General features: G+C 67.5%; 19 protein-coding genes, 1 tRNA gene and 1 pseudogene. 9 read left to right on the top strand and 12 right to left on the bottom strand.

The annotated features are described in order from the left end of the window. Window positions 1-185: 185 nt before the first annotated feature. From ABZ909_RS15925 to ABZ909_RS15910, 4 genes are all read right to left on the bottom strand, one after another. The gene (locus tag ABZ909_RS15925) at window positions 186-554 is read right to left on the bottom strand and encodes a hypothetical protein (RefSeq protein WP_356999628.1); all 369 of its coding nucleotides are present in this window, start codon (window positions 552-554) and stop codon (window positions 186-188) included. A 12-nt stretch (window positions 555-566) separates the two neighbouring features. After that, on the bottom strand, window positions 567-773 hold the full coding sequence (locus ABZ909_RS15920) for a hypothetical protein (RefSeq protein WP_356999625.1): 207 nt from the start codon (window positions 771-773) through the stop codon (window positions 567-569). 116 nt (window positions 774-889) lie between these two features. Beyond that, window positions 890-2,188, bottom strand: a complete 1,299-nt coding sequence (locus ABZ909_RS15915) for a D-arabinono-1,4-lactone oxidase (protein WP_356999623.1) — start codon at window positions 2,186-2,188, stop codon at window positions 890-892. Between the two features lie 33 nt (window positions 2,189-2,221). Beyond that, complete coding sequence (locus tag ABZ909_RS15910; RefSeq protein WP_356999620.1) at window positions 2,222-2,896, bottom strand: helix-turn-helix domain-containing protein; 675 nt, start codon at window positions 2,894-2,896, stop codon at window positions 2,222-2,224. Between the two features lie 118 nt (window positions 2,897-3,014). On the opposite strand from ABZ909_RS15910, the gene ABZ909_RS15905 reads away from it, so the two are divergent. Then, entirely contained in the window at window positions 3,015-4,511 is a 1,497-nt protein-coding gene (locus tag ABZ909_RS15905; RefSeq protein WP_356999617.1) for an MFS transporter, read from the top strand. A gap of 67 nt (window positions 4,512-4,578) precedes the next feature. Here the strand turns inward: ABZ909_RS15905 and ABZ909_RS15900 are convergent, their stop codons facing one another. Further along, window positions 4,579-5,154 (bottom strand): hypothetical protein, encoded by a 576-nt coding sequence (locus ABZ909_RS15900; protein WP_356999614.1) that lies wholly within the window; start codon window positions 5,152-5,154, stop codon window positions 4,579-4,581. 125 nt (window positions 5,155-5,279) lie between these two features. Between ABZ909_RS15900 and crcB (ABZ909_RS15895) the strand changes: the two genes are divergently transcribed. From crcB (ABZ909_RS15895) to ABZ909_RS15870, 6 genes are all read left to right on the top strand, one after another. Further along, on the top strand, window positions 5,280-5,711 hold the full coding sequence (gene crcB, locus ABZ909_RS15895) for a fluoride efflux transporter CrcB (protein ID WP_356999611.1): 432 nt from the start codon (window positions 5,280-5,282) through the stop codon (window positions 5,709-5,711). After that, window positions 5,704-6,048, top strand: a complete 345-nt coding sequence (locus ABZ909_RS15890; protein ID WP_356999608.1) for a DUF190 domain-containing protein — start codon at window positions 5,704-5,706, stop codon at window positions 6,046-6,048. Before crcB (ABZ909_RS15895) ends, ABZ909_RS15890 begins: the two co-directional genes overlap by 8 nt. Then, a complete protein-coding gene (gene crcB, locus ABZ909_RS15885) occupies window positions 6,045-6,407 on the top strand; it encodes a fluoride efflux transporter CrcB (RefSeq protein ID WP_356999605.1) in 363 nt (120 codons plus the stop codon). The genes ABZ909_RS15890 and crcB (ABZ909_RS15885) overlap by 4 nt, the downstream gene beginning before the upstream one ends. A 47-nt stretch (window positions 6,408-6,454) precedes the next feature. Beyond that, the gene (pgm, locus tag ABZ909_RS15880; protein ID WP_356999602.1) at window positions 6,455-8,095 is read left to right on the top strand and encodes a phosphoglucomutase (alpha-D-glucose-1,6-bisphosphate-dependent); all 1,641 of its coding nucleotides are present in this window, start codon (window positions 6,455-6,457) and stop codon (window positions 8,093-8,095) included. Between the two features lie 77 nt (window positions 8,096-8,172). Next, window positions 8,173-9,399 (top strand): MFS transporter, encoded by a 1,227-nt coding sequence (locus tag ABZ909_RS15875; protein ID WP_356999599.1) that lies wholly within the window; start codon window positions 8,173-8,175, stop codon window positions 9,397-9,399. 72 nt (window positions 9,400-9,471) lie between these two features. Continuing rightward, window positions 9,472-10,209 carry a thioredoxin domain-containing protein gene (locus ABZ909_RS15870; protein ID WP_356999596.1) on the top strand — a complete coding sequence of 246 codons (738 nt, stop codon included), beginning with the start codon at window positions 9,472-9,474 and terminating at the stop codon, window positions 10,207-10,209. Window positions 10,210-10,225: 16 nt separating this feature from the next. Here the strand turns inward: ABZ909_RS15870 and ABZ909_RS15865 are convergent, their stop codons facing one another. Both ABZ909_RS15865 and ABZ909_RS15860 read right to left on the bottom strand, forming a co-directional pair. Next, window positions 10,226-10,546 (bottom strand): hypothetical protein, encoded by a 321-nt coding sequence (locus ABZ909_RS15865; RefSeq protein WP_356999593.1) that lies wholly within the window; start codon window positions 10,544-10,546, stop codon window positions 10,226-10,228. A 210-nt stretch (window positions 10,547-10,756) separates the two neighbouring features. Next, on the bottom strand, window positions 10,757-12,349 hold the full coding sequence (locus tag ABZ909_RS15860) for a DUF222 domain-containing protein (RefSeq protein WP_356999590.1): 1,593 nt from the start codon (window positions 12,347-12,349) through the stop codon (window positions 10,757-10,759). A 129-nt stretch (window positions 12,350-12,478) separates the two neighbouring features. Here ABZ909_RS15860 and ABZ909_RS15855 point away from each other — a divergent pair. Both ABZ909_RS15855 and ABZ909_RS15850 read left to right on the top strand, forming a co-directional pair. Next, window positions 12,479-12,554: transfer RNA gene (locus ABZ909_RS15855), tRNA-Ala, on the top strand. Window positions 12,555-12,630: 76 nt separating this feature from the next. Further along, the gene (locus ABZ909_RS15850; protein WP_356999587.1) at window positions 12,631-13,101 is read left to right on the top strand and encodes a hypothetical protein; all 471 of its coding nucleotides are present in this window, start codon (window positions 12,631-12,633) and stop codon (window positions 13,099-13,101) included. A gap of 30 nt (window positions 13,102-13,131) precedes the next feature. Here ABZ909_RS15850 and ABZ909_RS15845 read toward each other — a convergent pair. From ABZ909_RS15845 to ABZ909_RS15825, 5 genes and pseudogenes are all read right to left on the bottom strand, one after another. Further along, a pseudogene (locus ABZ909_RS15845) lies at window positions 13,132-14,142 on the bottom strand (recombinase family protein); the annotation flags it as partial. 170 nt (window positions 14,143-14,312) lie between these two features. Then, complete coding sequence (locus ABZ909_RS15840; protein ID WP_356999584.1) at window positions 14,313-14,531, bottom strand: hypothetical protein; 219 nt, start codon at window positions 14,529-14,531, stop codon at window positions 14,313-14,315. A 317-nt stretch (window positions 14,532-14,848) separates the two neighbouring features. After that, window positions 14,849-15,196 (bottom strand): hypothetical protein, encoded by a 348-nt coding sequence (locus ABZ909_RS15835; protein ID WP_356999581.1) that lies wholly within the window; start codon window positions 15,194-15,196, stop codon window positions 14,849-14,851. Further along, window positions 15,193-15,450 carry a MarR family transcriptional regulator gene (locus ABZ909_RS15830; RefSeq protein WP_356999578.1) on the bottom strand — a complete coding sequence of 86 codons (258 nt, stop codon included), beginning with the start codon at window positions 15,448-15,450 and terminating at the stop codon, window positions 15,193-15,195. The genes ABZ909_RS15835 and ABZ909_RS15830 overlap by 4 nt, the downstream gene beginning before the upstream one ends. Window positions 15,451-15,453: 3 nt before the next feature. Beyond that, window positions 15,454-15,630 carry a hypothetical protein gene (locus tag ABZ909_RS15825; RefSeq protein ID WP_356999576.1) on the bottom strand — a complete coding sequence of 59 codons (177 nt, stop codon included), beginning with the start codon at window positions 15,628-15,630 and terminating at the stop codon, window positions 15,454-15,456. Window positions 15,631-15,677 lie beyond the last annotated feature (47 nt).

Here is a 15,677-nt window from a genome sequence, read left to right as displayed (position 1 = left end):
GTCCAGAAGGCGCGGCTCCGGGCGTTCCGGATTGCCCCCCCGGGGACAGCATGTTCATCCGGCGCTGCGGGGTGCGCCCACGGGAGGTACCCCTCTGTGGTGTCGTCTGGAACGAACGAAGCCGGCGGCCAGAAGCGGACAGCCCGGGTTCCGGGCCGTGTGGCCCGGAACCGGGGCTGGGAGGACTACTTTCCGCCGGCCCTGTTCTTGAGGGCGGTGACGATCTCGTTGACCGCGGCGAGCACGTCCTGGGCGGCGTGGTCGAGGTTGGCGCGCACCGTTTCCAGGGTGCTCTGGAGATCCTCGGGAGTGATCTTGTCGGCGAAGGCCTTCGCCATATCGGCGAGATCGGCGGCCGCGCTCTGTGCCCGGTCGGCCAGTTCGGCGGCGGCTCCGCTGGCCCGCTCGGCCAGCGCTCCCGCCGCTGATTCGGCTCGCTCTCGCAGGTCGGAGGCGGTGACCCCGAGGTCTGTGGTCAGATCGTCGGCGGTGGTGCGCAGGTCATCGGCAAGGCGTTCGACCTTGTCATCGGAGTCGTCATCATTGGTGGGCATTGTCGTGGTCCTCTACTTCGATCCGCCGCTCAGTTTCTCCTTCATCCTGCCCATGAACCCGCCGACCTTGTCCTTCACGTCGTCGGTGGCGTGCTCGAGCCGCTCTTCCATCCGCTCGGTCATGTGTTCGGCATTGCCGGTCATGTCCTCGGCCCTGTGACGGGCCTTGCCGGACATGTCCGACGTCGCCTCGTTCATCCCGTCGCCGAAAGAAGACATCGGAACCTCCCTACGTTGGTCACGCTCGGGCAGTTACAGCGATCTTTCAGCAACCGATAGTAGTCCTCTTTCGGTGCGCCATCGGCACTCATTTCAGTGCACGGTAGCCAGCACTTTCAGTGCACGGGACCCAGGACGCGCTCGATGTACTCGTTCGTGAAGCGCCCCTTCGGGTCGAAGCGGCGGCGGACCTCGGCGAACTTCTCCCAGTCCGGGTAGCGCTCGCGCAGGGTCTCGGCGGTCTGGAAGTGCCGCTTGCCCCAGTGCGGGCGGCCGTTGTAGCGGTCGAAGACGCGTTCGCAGGCGCGGAAATACGGCTCGTAGTTCATGCCCTGGTACTGGTGCACGGCGATGTAGCAGGTCTCGCGGCCGCCGGCGGGGGAGAGGAAGGCGTCGTCGGGGGCGACCCAGCGCACCTCGATCGGCATCGGGGTGTCGAAATGCTTGGCCACGTCCTTGATCTCGCGGATGGCGTCGGCCGAATGCTCGCGTGGCAGTGCGTATTCCATCTCGGTGAAGCGGAACAGCCGGGGGCTGGCGAAGACCCGATAGGAGCGCTCGACCTGGCGGCGGTAGCTGCCCGCGTAGGCGGCGCTGCGCTGGACCAGCGGGATCAGGTTCGGGCGGCGGCGGGTGAGGCGGCACAGCGCGTCGAAGGTGTAGTTGGTCATGAGGATGTCGGAGAACCAGTCCACGGCTTTGCCGCGCGGTTGCTCGGGCAGCTCAACCCTGTTGTTGCGCTTGGTCATTGCCAGCGGGCTGTGCGCGAACATGTAGAACTCGAAGTGCTCGTTGCCCTCGACGTAGCTGTCGAGATCGGCCAGCACCTCCTCGACCGGGACCGGCCGTTCGACGCCCTCGAGGACGAAGGAAGGCACCATCTGCAGGGTTACGGCGGTGACCACGCCCAGTGCGCCCACGTTCACGCGGGCGGCGCGCCAGCCGTCGGGGTCGGTCTGCTCGTTGAGTTCGACCCGGCTGCCGTCGGCGAGCATGAGCTCGACGGAATGCAGTGCGGCCGAGAGGTTCTGCAGCTTGGATCCGGTTCCGTGGGTGCCGGTCGCGGTGGCGCCGGCGATGGACTGCACGTCGATGTCGCCGAGGTTGGGGAAGGCCAGGCCCAGCGGATGCAGCGCATTGCTGGCGGCATTGAGCGTGATGCCGGCTTCCGCCCGGACCAGCCCGGATTCGCGGTCCACGTTCAGGATCCGGTCCAGCTTGTTCAGGCGCAGGAGCGTGCCGTCGGTGAGCACGGCCTCGGTGAAGGAGTGTCCAGATCCGGCGACCCGAACGGTGTGCCCGTTCGCTTCGGCCTGTGCGAGTACTGCCGCGACGTCCTCGGGCGAGCTCGGTTCGGCGATGGCCGCAGGGGTACAGCCCTGATCCCCGGCCCAGTTCACCCAAGAGTTGGTCATGCGACCAACTTTAAACCGCGAGTGTGATGCGCGCTACCGTTTGCGCGGGGTGTATGCCGCGGCTTTGGCCCGCTCCACCTCGTCCTCGGTGAGCGGCGGCTGGGTCAGCGCCAGGCGGGGCACGCCGTCGCCACGCACGCCATTGAGAATCAGCGCCATATAGCGCTCCCAGACCTGGGGATTGACCGGCCGGGCGAATCCGGCAATGCCGTCGACCATGTTCACCAAGGCGAAGAAGTCGCCCGCCTCGATGTCGGGCTGCAGCGCGCCCGCGTCCTTGGCGCGCTGGATGACCGCCTGCATGCCGGGCCGGATGTGATCCTTCATGGCGCAGAAGCGATCCATGCTGTCGTGTAATTCGAGGATGACCTCGCCGAAGCCGCGGTTGACCGCGACGTGCCGGCACGAGTACTCGAACAGGTCGACCAGGCCCTCCCAGGGGTCCGGATGGTGTAGTGCCACATCCACGGCCCCGGCGAGTTCGGTGACCATCTGGTCGAAGACCTCGGAGATGAGCTCCTGCTTGTTGGCGAAGCGGCGGTAGACGGTGCCGACGCCGACGCCGGCGCGTTCCGCCACGTCGTCGAGAGTGACCTCCAGCCCGCGATCGGCGAACAACTCGCGGGCGGCCGCGATGATGCGCTGCTGATTGCGGGCGGCGTCCGCGCGCAGACGCCGAGGTGGAGGCGCGGTGGTGACGTGATTCACACCCTGATCCTAGCAGCAATCGGGATTATCTGGAGGACCTGTCTCCGTTTTGCTGGTAGCTTTTACCGGTAAGCGGAGACGGGTTCTCCACTAATCCTAGGGGACGAGGAAAACCACCATGACAACAGCTCTCGAGAAAGAGGTCGCGGCACCGGCCGCCGCGTCGCGGCGCGGATCGCACGCGCTGCGCTGGTGGGTGCTCGCCGTACTCGGCGTCGCCCAGCTGATGGTCGTGCTGGACGCGACCGTCGTGAACATCGCGCTGCCGCACGCGCAGGCCGACCTGGGCTTCTCCAATGGCGATCGGCAGTGGGTCATCACCGGCTACGCGCTCGCCTTCGGCAGCCTGCTGCTGCTGGGTGGACGGCTCTCCGATCTGTTCGGGCGGCGCACCACATTCATCACCGGCCTGGTCGGCTTCGCGGTCGCCTCGGCCGTCGGCGGCGCGGCCGGCAACTTCGAGGTGCTGGTCGGCTCCCGCGTCGCGCAGGGTGTGTTCGCCGCGCTGCTCGCGCCCGCCGCGCTCTCGCTGCTGACCGTCACCTTCACCGAACCCGCCGAGCGCGCAAAGGCTTTCGGCATCTTCGGCGCCATCGCCGGCGCCGGCGGCGCACTGGGCCTGCTGCTGGGCGGCGCGCTCACCGAGTGGGCCTCGTGGCGCTGGGTGATGTACGTGAACTTGGTCTTCGCGGCCATCGCGCTGGTCGGCGCGGTGCTGCTGCTGGCCAAGCACACCGCCACCGAGCGACCCAAGCTGGATCTGCCCGGCACCCTGGCGGTGACCGCCGCGCTGTTCGCCATCGTCTATGGCTTCTCGCACGCCGAGTCGGACGGCTGGACCAACGGCCTGACGCTGTCCTTCCTGATCGGCGGCGTGGTGCTGCTCGGCGCGTTCGCCTGGCTGGAACAGCGGGTCGCGCATCCGCTGCTGCCGCTGCGCGTGGTGCTGGACAAGACACGCGGCGCGTCCTACGCCACGGTGTTCACCATCGGCATCGGCATGTTCGCCATGTTCCTGTTCCTCACCTACTACATGCAGCAGCAGCTGGGGTACTCGCCGATCCGCACCGGCGTGGCGTTCCTGCCCATGGTCGCCGGCATGGTGGCGGCCTCCACCACCGTGCCCGCCCTGCTGATTCCCCGGGTGGGCCCGAAGGTGACCGTGGTGAGCGGATTCCTGCTCGCCACAGTGGGAATGGTGCTGCTGACCCGCATCGGCGTGGACACCGGCTACGCGAGCCACATCCTGCCCAGCCTGGTCCTGATGGGCCTGGGTCTCGGTATGGCGATGTCGACGGCCTTCAGCGGTGCGACCTCGGGCGTGCACCACAGTGACGCCGGTGTCGCCTCGGCCATGGTGAACACCAGCCAGCAGGTCGGCGGTTCCATCGGCACCGCGCTGCTGAGCACGCTGGCCGCGACGGCCTTCGACAACTACGCGTCGAGCCATGTGCCGCCGTCGGCGGCGGTGCTGGCCGAGGCCGCCGTGAAGAGCTACACCACCACCTTCTGGTGGGCCGCCGCGATCTTCGTGGTCGGCGCGGTGATCACCGGTCTGATCATGCCCAACCAGGTGCCGGTCCCGGCCGAGGGCGAACCCGTTCTGGCGCACTGAGTTCCGGAGATGGAAGCGGCCCGGCTCACGAAAGTGAGTGGGGCCGCTTTTTTTCGGCTTACCGCGATCAGCGGCAGTCGGAGGGCGGGGCCAGGCCCGCGAATCGGTCGGACAGGTAGTTCATGGCGATGGCGGCGCCCGGGAGGATGGCGGTGTCGTGGTCGGCGCCGGGGATGATGCCGAACTGGACCGGGGTGCCCGCGGCACAGTAGCGGCCGGCGGTATCGAGGGCGAGGTCCAGGGGGACCTGGTTCGCGCCGACCGAAATGATGTCGTCCACACAGGAATTGGCGATGCGATTGCGCCCTTGGATGGCCATTTTGCCCGGATTCGCCGGTGCGCCGCCCTCCGCGACGCCGACGATCGGCAGCTCGGGCGCGCAGGCGGGGGCGATGGAGTGGAGCAGCAGTTGCCACACCGTCGCTCCTGGCCAGGGATGGTAGGGCACCAGACGGGCATTGGGGGCATCACCGTTCTGGGCGGCGTCGAGATTCCCTGCGGCGTAGTAGAACCCGTCCGGGTCGGAAACCGGGTAAATCGCCCCGGCCTGGGCGGCGGGGGCGGCAGCCATGGCGGCCACCGGTACCGTGGCGATTCCGAACCCTTGGACCAGCAGCTTTCTGATCGACTGCCGCACCGCCAACTTGGCTCCTCGAGGCCGGTGGGACAACTCCTGGCAAGCGGCACTATCCTCGCAGTTCCGGGCTGCTGTTCGGCTTCAGCAACACACCGAACAGCAACGATTTGGCTAATTGGAGAGGAGGGGCGGTGGCAGCGAGAGTCGCAGGCGTGGACACCGCCCTGCTCGGTGTCATCGCCCTCGGCGGCGCGGTCGGTGCGGAAGCGCGCTACGCCGCGAGCCTGTGGGTGCCGCACCGCGGCTCGATTCCGTGGCAGACCTTGGCGGTCAACGTGATCGGTTGCTTCCTCATCGGGGTACTGATGGTGTGTATCACCGAGATCTGGGTGGCGCACCGGCTGCTGCGGCCCTTTCTCGGGGTCGGCATTCTCGGCGGATTCACCACCATGTCCACCTACGCGGTGGAAGTTCGTACACTGCTCGAATCGGGCCGGGTCGGCGCCGGACTGGCCTACCTCGGGGGAACGGTGGTGACAGGGCTGATTTCGGTCGTGCTGGGCGTGAGTGCGACACGATGGGTATCGGAGACAGCACGACGATTGGGGGCAGACGATGAGTGACATGGTTCGGCAGTGGGTACCCGCGTCTCGGCTGACGGTGCTGCTCGGCGAGGACGACACCTATCGGCATCGGCCCCGTTACCACGAGATCGTGCGGCGTGCCCGGGATGCTGGATTGGCCGGGGCCAGTGTTTGGCGCGGCGTCGAGGGCTACGGGGTGTCCTCCCATATCCACACCGCCCGGCTGCTCGATCTGGCCGAGCGGTTGCCGGTGATGGTGATGATCATCGACGACACCGCGCGGCTGCGGGCCTTCGTGGAAAGCAATGCGGACCTGCTGGATTCGGTGACGGTGGCGCTCTCTCCGGTCGAAGTCTTCGCCGGAGTGCGGCGGTGACAGGGCTGCTGGTGATCCTCGGCGCGCTCTTCGGGGCGCCCACCCGGTATCTGGTGGATCGCGCGCTGGCCCATCGATTCGATAGTGTTCTCCCCCTGGGCACACTGGCGGTGAACATGGGCGGTTCGGCCGTGCTGGGCGCGTTGATCGGTGCGGGAGCAAATCATTGGCTCCTGGCTGCCGTGGGAACGGGGTTCTGCGGCGCGCTGACCACGTTCAGTACGTTCGGTTACGAAACGGTTCGATTGGCCGAGGAGGGCGCTTACAGCTATGCGGTGGCGAACGTCGTGATCGGCGTCGGCGCAAGCCTGGCCGCGGCCTACCTCGGTGCCTTCCTCGGGCAGTGGGTGTGGCCGTGATTCTCATGACGAGCCGGGCGCAGGCGATACGGAAGGGAGGTGCGAGCATGGCCCACGATCGAGCCGGACGACCGGCTAGGGCCACGGACCTCGAGGACATCGCGCACTTGGTGACGGCCTACTACAGCCGGATTCCGGATCCGTCGGATCCCGCGCAGCTGGTGTCCTTCGGTACCTCCGGTCATCGCGGGTCGAGCCTGGACTGTGCCTTCAACGAGGCGCACATCCTGGCCATCACCCAGGCGATCGTGGAATACCGTGCGTCGCGCGGCATCACCGGGCCGGTGTATCTGGCGCGGGATACGCACGCGCTGTCCGAGCCCGCCTGGACCACCGCGCTGGAGGTGCTGGCCGCCAATGACGTCACCGCCGTCATCGACTCGCGCGACAGGTACACGCCCACACCGGCTTTGAGCCACGCCGTGCTGCGGCACAACCGGGGCGGGACCCGGTATCAGGCCGACGGCATCGTGGTGACGCCCTCGCACAATCCGCCGCGCGACGGCGGGTTCAAATACAACCCGCCGCACGGCGGTCCCGCCGACACCATCGCCACCGACGCCATTGCCGCGCGCGCCAACGAGCTGCTGCGCACCGGGCTCGCCGACGTCAAGCGCACCTCGCTGGCGCAGGCGCTGGCCGGCAATGTGGAGCGTTACGACTACCTGGACCGCTACATCTCGGACCTACCCAATGTGCTGAACCTGGACGCCATTCGGGGCGCCGGGATTCGGCTGGGCGCGGACCCCATGGGCGGGGCCTCGGTGGACTACTGGGAGGAGATCGGGCAGCGGTACGACCTCGAGCTCGAGGTGGTGAATCCGTTCGTCGATCCGACCTGGCGGTTCATGACGCTGGACTCCGACGGGCGGATCCGGATGGATCCCTCGTCGCGGTACGCCATGGCCTCGCTCGTGGCGATTCGCGACGATTACGACATTTCCACCGGCAACGACGCGGACGCGGACCGGCACGGAATCGTGACTCCCGATGCGGGACTGATGAATCCGAACCACTACCTGGCGGTGGCGATCGAGTACATGATCGCCAACCGGATGGGATGGGACGCGCTCACCAAGATCGGCAAGACGGTGGTGACGTCGTCCATGATCGACCGGGTGGTCGGCGTGTTCGGTCGCGACGTGTACGAGGTGCCGGTCGGGTTCAAGTGGTTCGTGCCCGGATTGTTCAGCGGCAGCCTGGCTTTCGGTGGTGAGGAATCCGCGGGCGCGTCGTTCCTGCGCATGGACGGCACCGTGTGGACCACCGACAAGGACGGTATCCTGCTCGCGCTGCTGGCCGCGGAGATCACCGCCGTCACCGGGCAGAGCCCGTCCTCCCGCTACACCGAACTCGAAAAACGCTACGGCTCACCCGCCTACGCCCGCGTCGATGCCACCGCCACCCCGGAACAGAAGACCCGCCTGGCGGCGTTGACGACGGACATGATCACCGCGACCGAAATCGCCGGCGAGCCCATCACCGGCATACAGACCCGAGCCCGGGGCAATGGAGCGGCCCTCGGCGGCGTCAAGGTCACCACCGAGAACGCCTGGTTCGCCGCCCGCCCGTCCGGCACCGAGGACAAGTACAAGATCTACGCCGAATCCTTCCAGGGCCCGGAGCACCTCGTGCAGGTCCAGGCCGCGGCCGAGGAGATCGTCGGGCACGCCCTCACGGGTGAATAGCGCGGCCTTCGGTCAGGTGTGGCGAATGGATGGATCGGTGTGTGCGCCAGTCGGTTCGGGGTGGGCGGTACGTTGTGGTGAGTGAGGTCCAGGGGCCTGTGGGCGGGCGGCATCGGCTGCCGGTGGAGATCTGGGTGCTGGTGGGGTCGGCGTTCACGATCGCCATCGGGTTCGGGTTGGTGGCGCCGGCGTTGCCGCAGTTCGCGCGGAGTTTCGATGTGGGAGTGGCGGCGGCCTCGTTCATCGTGAGCGCGTTCGCGTTGATGCGGTTGATCTTCGCACCGCTGGCGGGTCGGTTGTTGCAGCAGCTGGGGGAGCGGCCGGTCTATCTGACCGGGCTGTTGATCGTGGCGGTGTCGACCGGTGCGTGCGCGCTGGCCCAGAGTTATTGGCAGCTGCTGGTATTGCGGTCACTGGGCGGGATCGGGTCGACGATGTTCACGGTGTCCTCGCTGGGGCTGGTCATCCGCATGTCGCCGCCCGCCGAACGCGGGCGGGTCTCGGGGGTGTACTCGACGAGCTTCCTGATCGGGTCCATCAGCGGGCCGCTGGTCGGCGGTGCGCTGTCCTTCCTGGGCCTGCGCGCGCCGTTCCTCATCTATTGCGTGGCGCTACTGATCGCCAGCCTCATCGTGTATGTGGCGCTGCGCGATTCCCCGCTGGCGCTGCCGGAGAAATCGAACGGCGCGCCCGTGATGACCTTCCGCGAGGGGCTGGCCCGGCCCGCGTACCGGGCCGCGCTGTGGGCCAATTTCGGCAATGGCGCAGCCGTTTTCGGTGTGCGCATGGCGCTGGTGCCGCTCATCGTGGTGGAGGTGCTGAAGCAGGATGCCGCGCTCGCGGGTGTGGCCCTGACCGCCTTCGCGCTCGGCAATGCCTCGGTCCTGTTCCTGTCCGGGCGGTGGTCGGACACGGTGGGCCGCAAGCCCTTCCTCATCGCGGGAACCCTGGTCTGCGCGGTCGGCACCGCGGGCATCGGCCTCGCCCCCACGCTCGTCTGGCTCTTGGCCGCCTCCTGCGTGGCGGGCATCGGCTCCGGCATGTTCACCCCCGCCCTGCAGGCGGCGGTCGCGGACATCATCGGCCCCGGCACCCGCGGCGGGCCGGTCCTGGCGGGCTACCAGATGTCCGCCGACCTGGGCACCTTCCTGGGCCCATACGCCATCGGCATGCTCGCCGACCGCGTCTCCTACGGCGTGGCCCTCGGAGTGACCGGCGCTCTACTGGCCTCGGCGTCGGCGGTGTGGCTGGTGGTGCCGGAAACCCTCCGCCGGAGGGAACCAGCCGCGTCCACCCCCGCCTAGCGGGTCGGCAACAGATTTTGGTGGGGCGGGGTGGGTGTTGCTCGGGTGGGGGCGTCGGGCAGAGTGTTGCGGGTGAGCAAACCGACTTCGAAGCACACACCGCGGCCGGTCTCGAGCAAGACCACCTACGCGCTGGCCGGGCTGGCCGTTGTCGTGGTCGCGGTGATCGTGGCGGCCCTCTACCTGTGGAATCGCGGCGGCGGGGACGAGGTGCGCAACGACGGGTACGGTCCGGTGCACGATCCTGCGGTGTCGGTGGCGCTGGATTCCGATGGGGCCATTGTGCTGGGCAAGCCCAATGCGAAAACCATTGACATCTACGAGGATCCGCTGTGCCCGGCGTGCGGTCAGCTGGAGAAGATCTACGGCCAGGAGATTGCCCAGCAGGTCGACCTCGGCAAGATCGCGGTGCGGTACCGCCTGGTGAACTTCCTCGACTCGCGGTCGGCCAGCAAGGACTACTCCACCCGCGCGGTGGCCGCCAACGAATGCGTCGCCCAGGCCGGTGATGGTCCGGCCTACTCGAAGTTCCACTCGCTGCTCTTCACCACCAAGCAACCCGCCGAGGGCGGTTCCGACCACGACAACAAGGAACTGGCCGCCATCGCCAAGGAGGCGGGCGCCGGTGACGACGTCGCCAAATGCATCACCTCCGGCGACCGCGCCGACACCGGCCGCGCCCACGCCGAAGCCGCGCTGAAGGCCCTCAACGACGCCCTCAACAATCGCGCCGCCACCCCGTCGGTGTTCATCGACGGCAAGAAGGTCGACGTGAACAATAAGAACTGGGTCCTCGACGCCGCGAAATAGGCTGGGCGGTAAGGCTTCAGACGTCGAGGACGGGCCGGCGCAGACGACCTGTGTAGGTGGCTGCCCGACCCAGCGCGTCCTCGGCGGCGTCGAGTTCGATGAGGGCCTCGTCGAACACCTCGGCGGCGCCGGCGACGCAGTAGGCCGGGGTGGTGAGTGCGCCGGTGCCCGGCGTATCGAGCAGCAGGCCCGAGTCTGGGAGGTGGCGGTAGGCGGCGGTCAGGTCCGCCAGGTCCGCGCGGAGGGTCCGCAGGCGATCCTGCAGGAGCTGCCGTCGCTGCTCCAACAGCAACGGGTCCCGCAGGTCGGCGTCCGCGCTCGGTTCATGGTCGTTCATGCGACCAGCATGCAGTGGCGCGCGCGAACATGCAGTGGAGCGCGCGGACATGCGGTGGTGCACAGGAAGTCGGATGCTCTTGTGCGCCACCGCATGCCGGGCGGAATGGGTGGGGTGCGGCCCTCGGGGGAACGGAGAAGTGAGCCGCACCCCGGGTAGGGAGCCGGGCTGGGGGCTCGGCTCCTTGGTCGGGGGAGGGGAACTTACGGGTCAGCGGGATGCGGCTCGGGTGGGGGTTTCGGGGATGTCGTTGTCCGGGGTGGCGCGGGACAGCTGGGGGTGGATGAGGACGTGGGATTCCATCGGGTAGGCCAGGTCCTGGGTGAAAGGCGCTCCAGTCGTGGCGGTTTCGATGAAGTCGGGAACGACGCGCAAGGGGTGTGGCCTGGCGGGCGCGTCGATATCGGTGTGGGGGAACAGGTAGCGCGCACCCTCGCGGACGGTCTCGTGCGATTCGCCACTGGGGTCGATCCAGCGCATGCGATCGGTATCCGCGAGATAGACGCGCCAGGGGTGTTTTCCCCTGTCGGCCAGTAACTTCAGCCGATGGTGATGGGTGCACAGGACGGCGCGGTAGGCGGGATTCGGGCCCGTGGCGCCGCGGGAGGGATGCGGCTCGAACTGGACCAGAGTGGTTTCCGCCGCGGGCATGGTGCAGCCGGGGAAGCGGCACAGGCCATCGACGGCGCGGACCTCACGGGGTGGCGCGCTCGAAAAAGCGCGTACCGCAACGGGTTTCGACTCCACAGCGGTCATGGCGCGTTCCCAGGGAGCCTGCCGAACCGGGATGGTCCGTGACTCCGGCCTGCGCGAGGTGCGAAGGCCCGGCGCGTCGGCCGGCTCGGGGCGCTGGGTGGCCGCCCCGTCCGTTGCGTTCGTCTCCTGGGTGGCCTCATTCGGGAAGTACTCCGGAATCACCTGGAAACGCGCGTGTTCGGCAAGGGTGCGGGCGAGGGCGCCGTCGATGGGGCCGTAGCCGGCGAGGAAGGCCGGATCGTCGCGCAGACCCAGCAGGGTTTCGGCGGAGACCCCGACCTGGATGAGCGGACGGCGGGGCGTGGTGGGGGCATCGGCCTTCGGGCAGTCGAGATCCCGGCCGCAGCCGCAGCGTAGGCGACCGGAACCGTCGGCGAGCGCGACCAGCGCGTCGGTGCGGCGCTGGGACATGGTGCGCGGATCGGCCTCACAGACCTGGAGGCTCATTTCGCGCAGCCGCATGGCGAGCGCCTGGGCTCCGGCGGCCGGCAGCAGGCCGTCGAATACGGCCATACCGTCCTGCACCGCGCGAATGCGGACATCGCGGTCCTGCTCGCGTTCCTCGCGGCGGCGGGTCTCACCCTCGGGATCCAGGCGGGTGACCCAGCGCTGGGCGGTCTGACGTAATCGGGCCGGATCCGAGCGCAGTGCCGCCTCGATCAACTTGGGCTCCAGCACTTCTCGCACCTCGTGCGGCAGGCCGCGCAGACTGTCCGCGATCACCTGCACCCGCGACAGGTCGATCCGCCCGGCCGCGAAGGCGTGTTTGGTCTGCGGTAGGGAATCCAGCGCCAACCCGATATCGATGAGGGCCGCCGCCACCGCCTCCGACACGTGCACCGCCACCGCGATCTCCGCTGCGGCGAACTCCCCGGCACGCACCCCGCCCGTCCCCGGCGCGGCATTCCCGGCCCGATGCCGGCGATACACCTCCCGCACCGCTGTGATTTCCGCCGCCTGTGCAAACGCCGCCGCCCCGTGTGCCCGCCGCAGCGCGTCGATCAGCTCTTCCTCGCCCATCGCCTCCACCTCTCGGCTATCGAACATGCGTTCGAGACTACATCGAGAAGATCGCCGCCGCCAGCCTCTGTACAGGCGATTTGGTTTGTTCGACATCAGTCGTGTAACTTCGTTCAAGCAAGCAGGGCAACGCCCCGCTGGCAAAGAAGTGAACACGGGGCTATGGCGCAGCTGGTAGCGCACCACACTGGCAGTGTGGGGGTCAGGGGTTCGAGTCCCCTTAGCTCCACCAATCGTGTCATTGCACGAACCGACTCCATTGGGGCTGGTACCGCAGAAGCGGTACCAGCCCCAATGTCGTTTCCGGGTTGGGGGATGCGGAAGGTGGGGACCAAGCGGTCGGGGCCGGTGATGGCGACCTGGGCGACGAGGGTCTCGATCAGCGCCTTGGCCTGGTTACGGGAGCCATTGGTGATGATGTGGGCAATATGGTCGGCAATGCCGTCGAGCGTTGCGGGTTTCGGCGCGGTGGGTTCGTTCGCCGGCGCGGCGGTGAGTTCGTCGCGCCGGGTGATGAGTTGGCCTGTCTTGGCGCGCAATTCGCTGAGCCTTCCGGCGAGGAGCTCGGGGTCGAGGGTGCCGTTTTCGAAGGCGTTCAGGTACCGGTCGATCGCCTGCTGAGCTTTGGCGAGCTCGGCGGTGACGGCGTCCAGTTCGATGCGGGTGTCACTACTGGAATCGCGGTGGCATCGCTGCTGGGCGGTGATGGCTTGGCTGATCAGATCGTGCCGGGTGCGGTAGAACTTGCCCAGGGCTTCCAGAACGGCCGCGTCGACTGAGTCGGCGTCGAGTCGGGTGAAGTCGCACTTGTCGGCGTCGTAGCGGGCGCGGTTGAAGCAGGTGTAGTAGCGGTAGGTGCGCGAGCGGCCGGTCGCTCGGGTGCCGATCATGGCGCGCCCGCAGCGTGGGCAGCGCAAGCGGCCGGTCAGCAAGTAGTCCGAGGAGTTCGCGGCGCGGTGGGCGTGGGATTCTCCGCGCGCTTCGAGGACCGCCTGGGCGCGGTCGAAGGTGTCGGTTTCGGTGATGGCGGGGTGAGCGTCGGTGACGGTGGTGTCGCGGAAGGTCAACTCGCCGAGATAAATCCGGCTGTTGAGGATCCGCAGTACATGGTGGCCGGACCATTCACGGCCGGTGCTGGCGCGATGCCCGCGCGCATTCAGCTCCGCGGCGACGGCACGGGCACCGAGACGGCGGCAGGCGTAGAGGTCGAAGATCATTCGCACGACCACGGCTTCGGCCTCGTCAACGACGAGGGTTTGGGTCGCTCTGTCGACCCGGTATCCGTAGGGCCGTTTGCCGCCCTTCCATTTGCCTTTGGCGGCTTTGCGTTCCATGCCCGCGATGACGCGGTCGATGATGGTGTCGCGTTCGAATTGGGCGAACATGCCCAGCATCTGCACCAGCATTCGGCCCATGGGGGTGGAGGTGTCGAATGGTTCTGTGGCGGAGCGGAACACGACTCTGGCCCGGTCCAGCTCGTCTAGGAGGGTGACCAGGTCACGCAGGCTGCGGGAGAACCGGTCGACCCGGTAGACCACGAGCACATCGATGAGTCCGGCACGCGCGGCGTGCAAGGCGCGTTGCAGGCCGGGCCGTTCGGTGCTCGCGCCGGAAGCGTCGTCGGTGAACGACGTCGTGTGTCGCCAGCCGGGTTGGGAATCGATGTAGGAGGCCAGCCGGGCGTCTTGGGCTTCGATGGAGTAGGGCTGGTTGTCTTCGGTCGTGGAGCGGCGGGTGTAGGTCCCTACCCGCACGTCGTGCCCCCATTCGGCCGTGTCAGTGGCGATACGCGAGGTTGAGGATTTCTTACTGCCTGCCATGCTGCCGGTCCTTCCCATCGATACACGCTTCTCGCAAAGGTGGATATCCGAAACAACCTGTGACGGCACGGAATTCGGGTGCGGGATTCGATCCGGTATGTCACCGGTCCTATTGTCCCTCGATCGGTTTTCGAATGCATTGGTGTGGCGGCTATTTCGGTCGCGGCGTTTCATGCGGCATTCCGTTCGCCGTTGTCGGGGTGGTGACGGTGGATCCATGCGGTGAGAAGGTCAGCGAGGAGGGTGACGGCATGGTCGTGTTGGGTGGCGGTGAGCGCTTCGGTGTCGACTCGGTCGATGTGCCAGCGTTGGCGGGCGCGGTCACGAGCAGGCGGCTTGGCGGGTTCTGTACCGGTCGGGGCGTGTTTTCCGGTTTCGGGACGTTCCATCGGGGCTCCTGTGGGATGTTCGGCGTTTGGAGTGGCGTCACCCTGTACTGGCAGGAGAACCCGCGTTTATCCGCGTATGAGGCCGGAATTGATGCAATTCCGTGTTCCGTGGTCAAAGTTCGGCATCAATCACGGGATCCGCTGGGTTCCGGCATATAGGGGTGTCGCGCCTGTTAACTGCCAAGAAGGGGCCCGATTTCGACATTTCAGTGCGAAACGGTTCAATAACGATCGGTGTCGCCGCAGGAGAGCGCCCCAGGGGCGATTGTCTTGTCCCTGGGGCGCTTTGGATGTGGTCACGGCGGTGGGTGACACGCCTATCGCCGGTTGACCAGCCCGGTCTGGTCCTGTCCGTCGTTACTGGCGGTGGTGTATTTGGTATCGGTGTCTGTGCAGATCACGTCGGTGATCTTGACGAGTGCTGGGATGTCGTCGGGTTCGAAATGGTCTGCGCTCGGCGCGATCACGCCGTTGGCGTGCTCGCTGTAGGCGAGGTTCATCAGGCGGTTGATCACCGCGCCGCCGGGTCGGTCCGGGTCGCCGTAGTACACCAGGATCACCGACCACCCGCGCTCCGCGGCAAGCGCGTGGATCCGCGCCTCGTCTTCACCCCATCCGTCGCCGGACACGGCCGGTCGTAGGAATCCGATCACGTAGTTGCTCATGGTCGGATCCCTGCGTAGTCGCGGTACACCGGCCGGGTGATCGCGAGACGTCCACGGTCCGTGCAGCGCCACTGTGCTGGGCCTTGCAGGGTGCTCATCGCCAGCCCGGTGCGCGCCAGTCGCAGCAGCGCCCGGTGGACCGAGGTCTCCGGCAGTAGGGTCGCGCGGCAGAGTTGCCGCACGGTCAGCGTGTGCGGCGGGTCGAGGTTCGACAGTGCGCCAAGGACTTTCGCCTCGGGTTCGGTGAACGCCATCGCTCACCACCCCCTGCTGATCGGTAGATATGGGCGTGGTGGTTCGGCCGCCAGGCGCGCTTGAATGTCGGCGACGGTCAGCCGCTTCGGCCGCTGCGTGCGTTCGAAGTCCGGCAGCGCGTGGGCGGCGAGGAAAAACAGCACTAGCGCGATGATGGTGGCGGCAACGATGATTTCCATGTCGGGTGTTCTCCATGTCCCTGGAACGGTGTTGGAGTGCACCCGGC

The organism is Nocardia sp. NPDC046763 (genome assembly GCF_040645495.1).
Classification (GTDB): domain Bacteria; phylum Actinomycetota; class Actinomycetes; order Mycobacteriales; family Mycobacteriaceae; genus Nocardia.
This window is presented reverse-complemented; position numbering and strand designations above follow the sequence as displayed.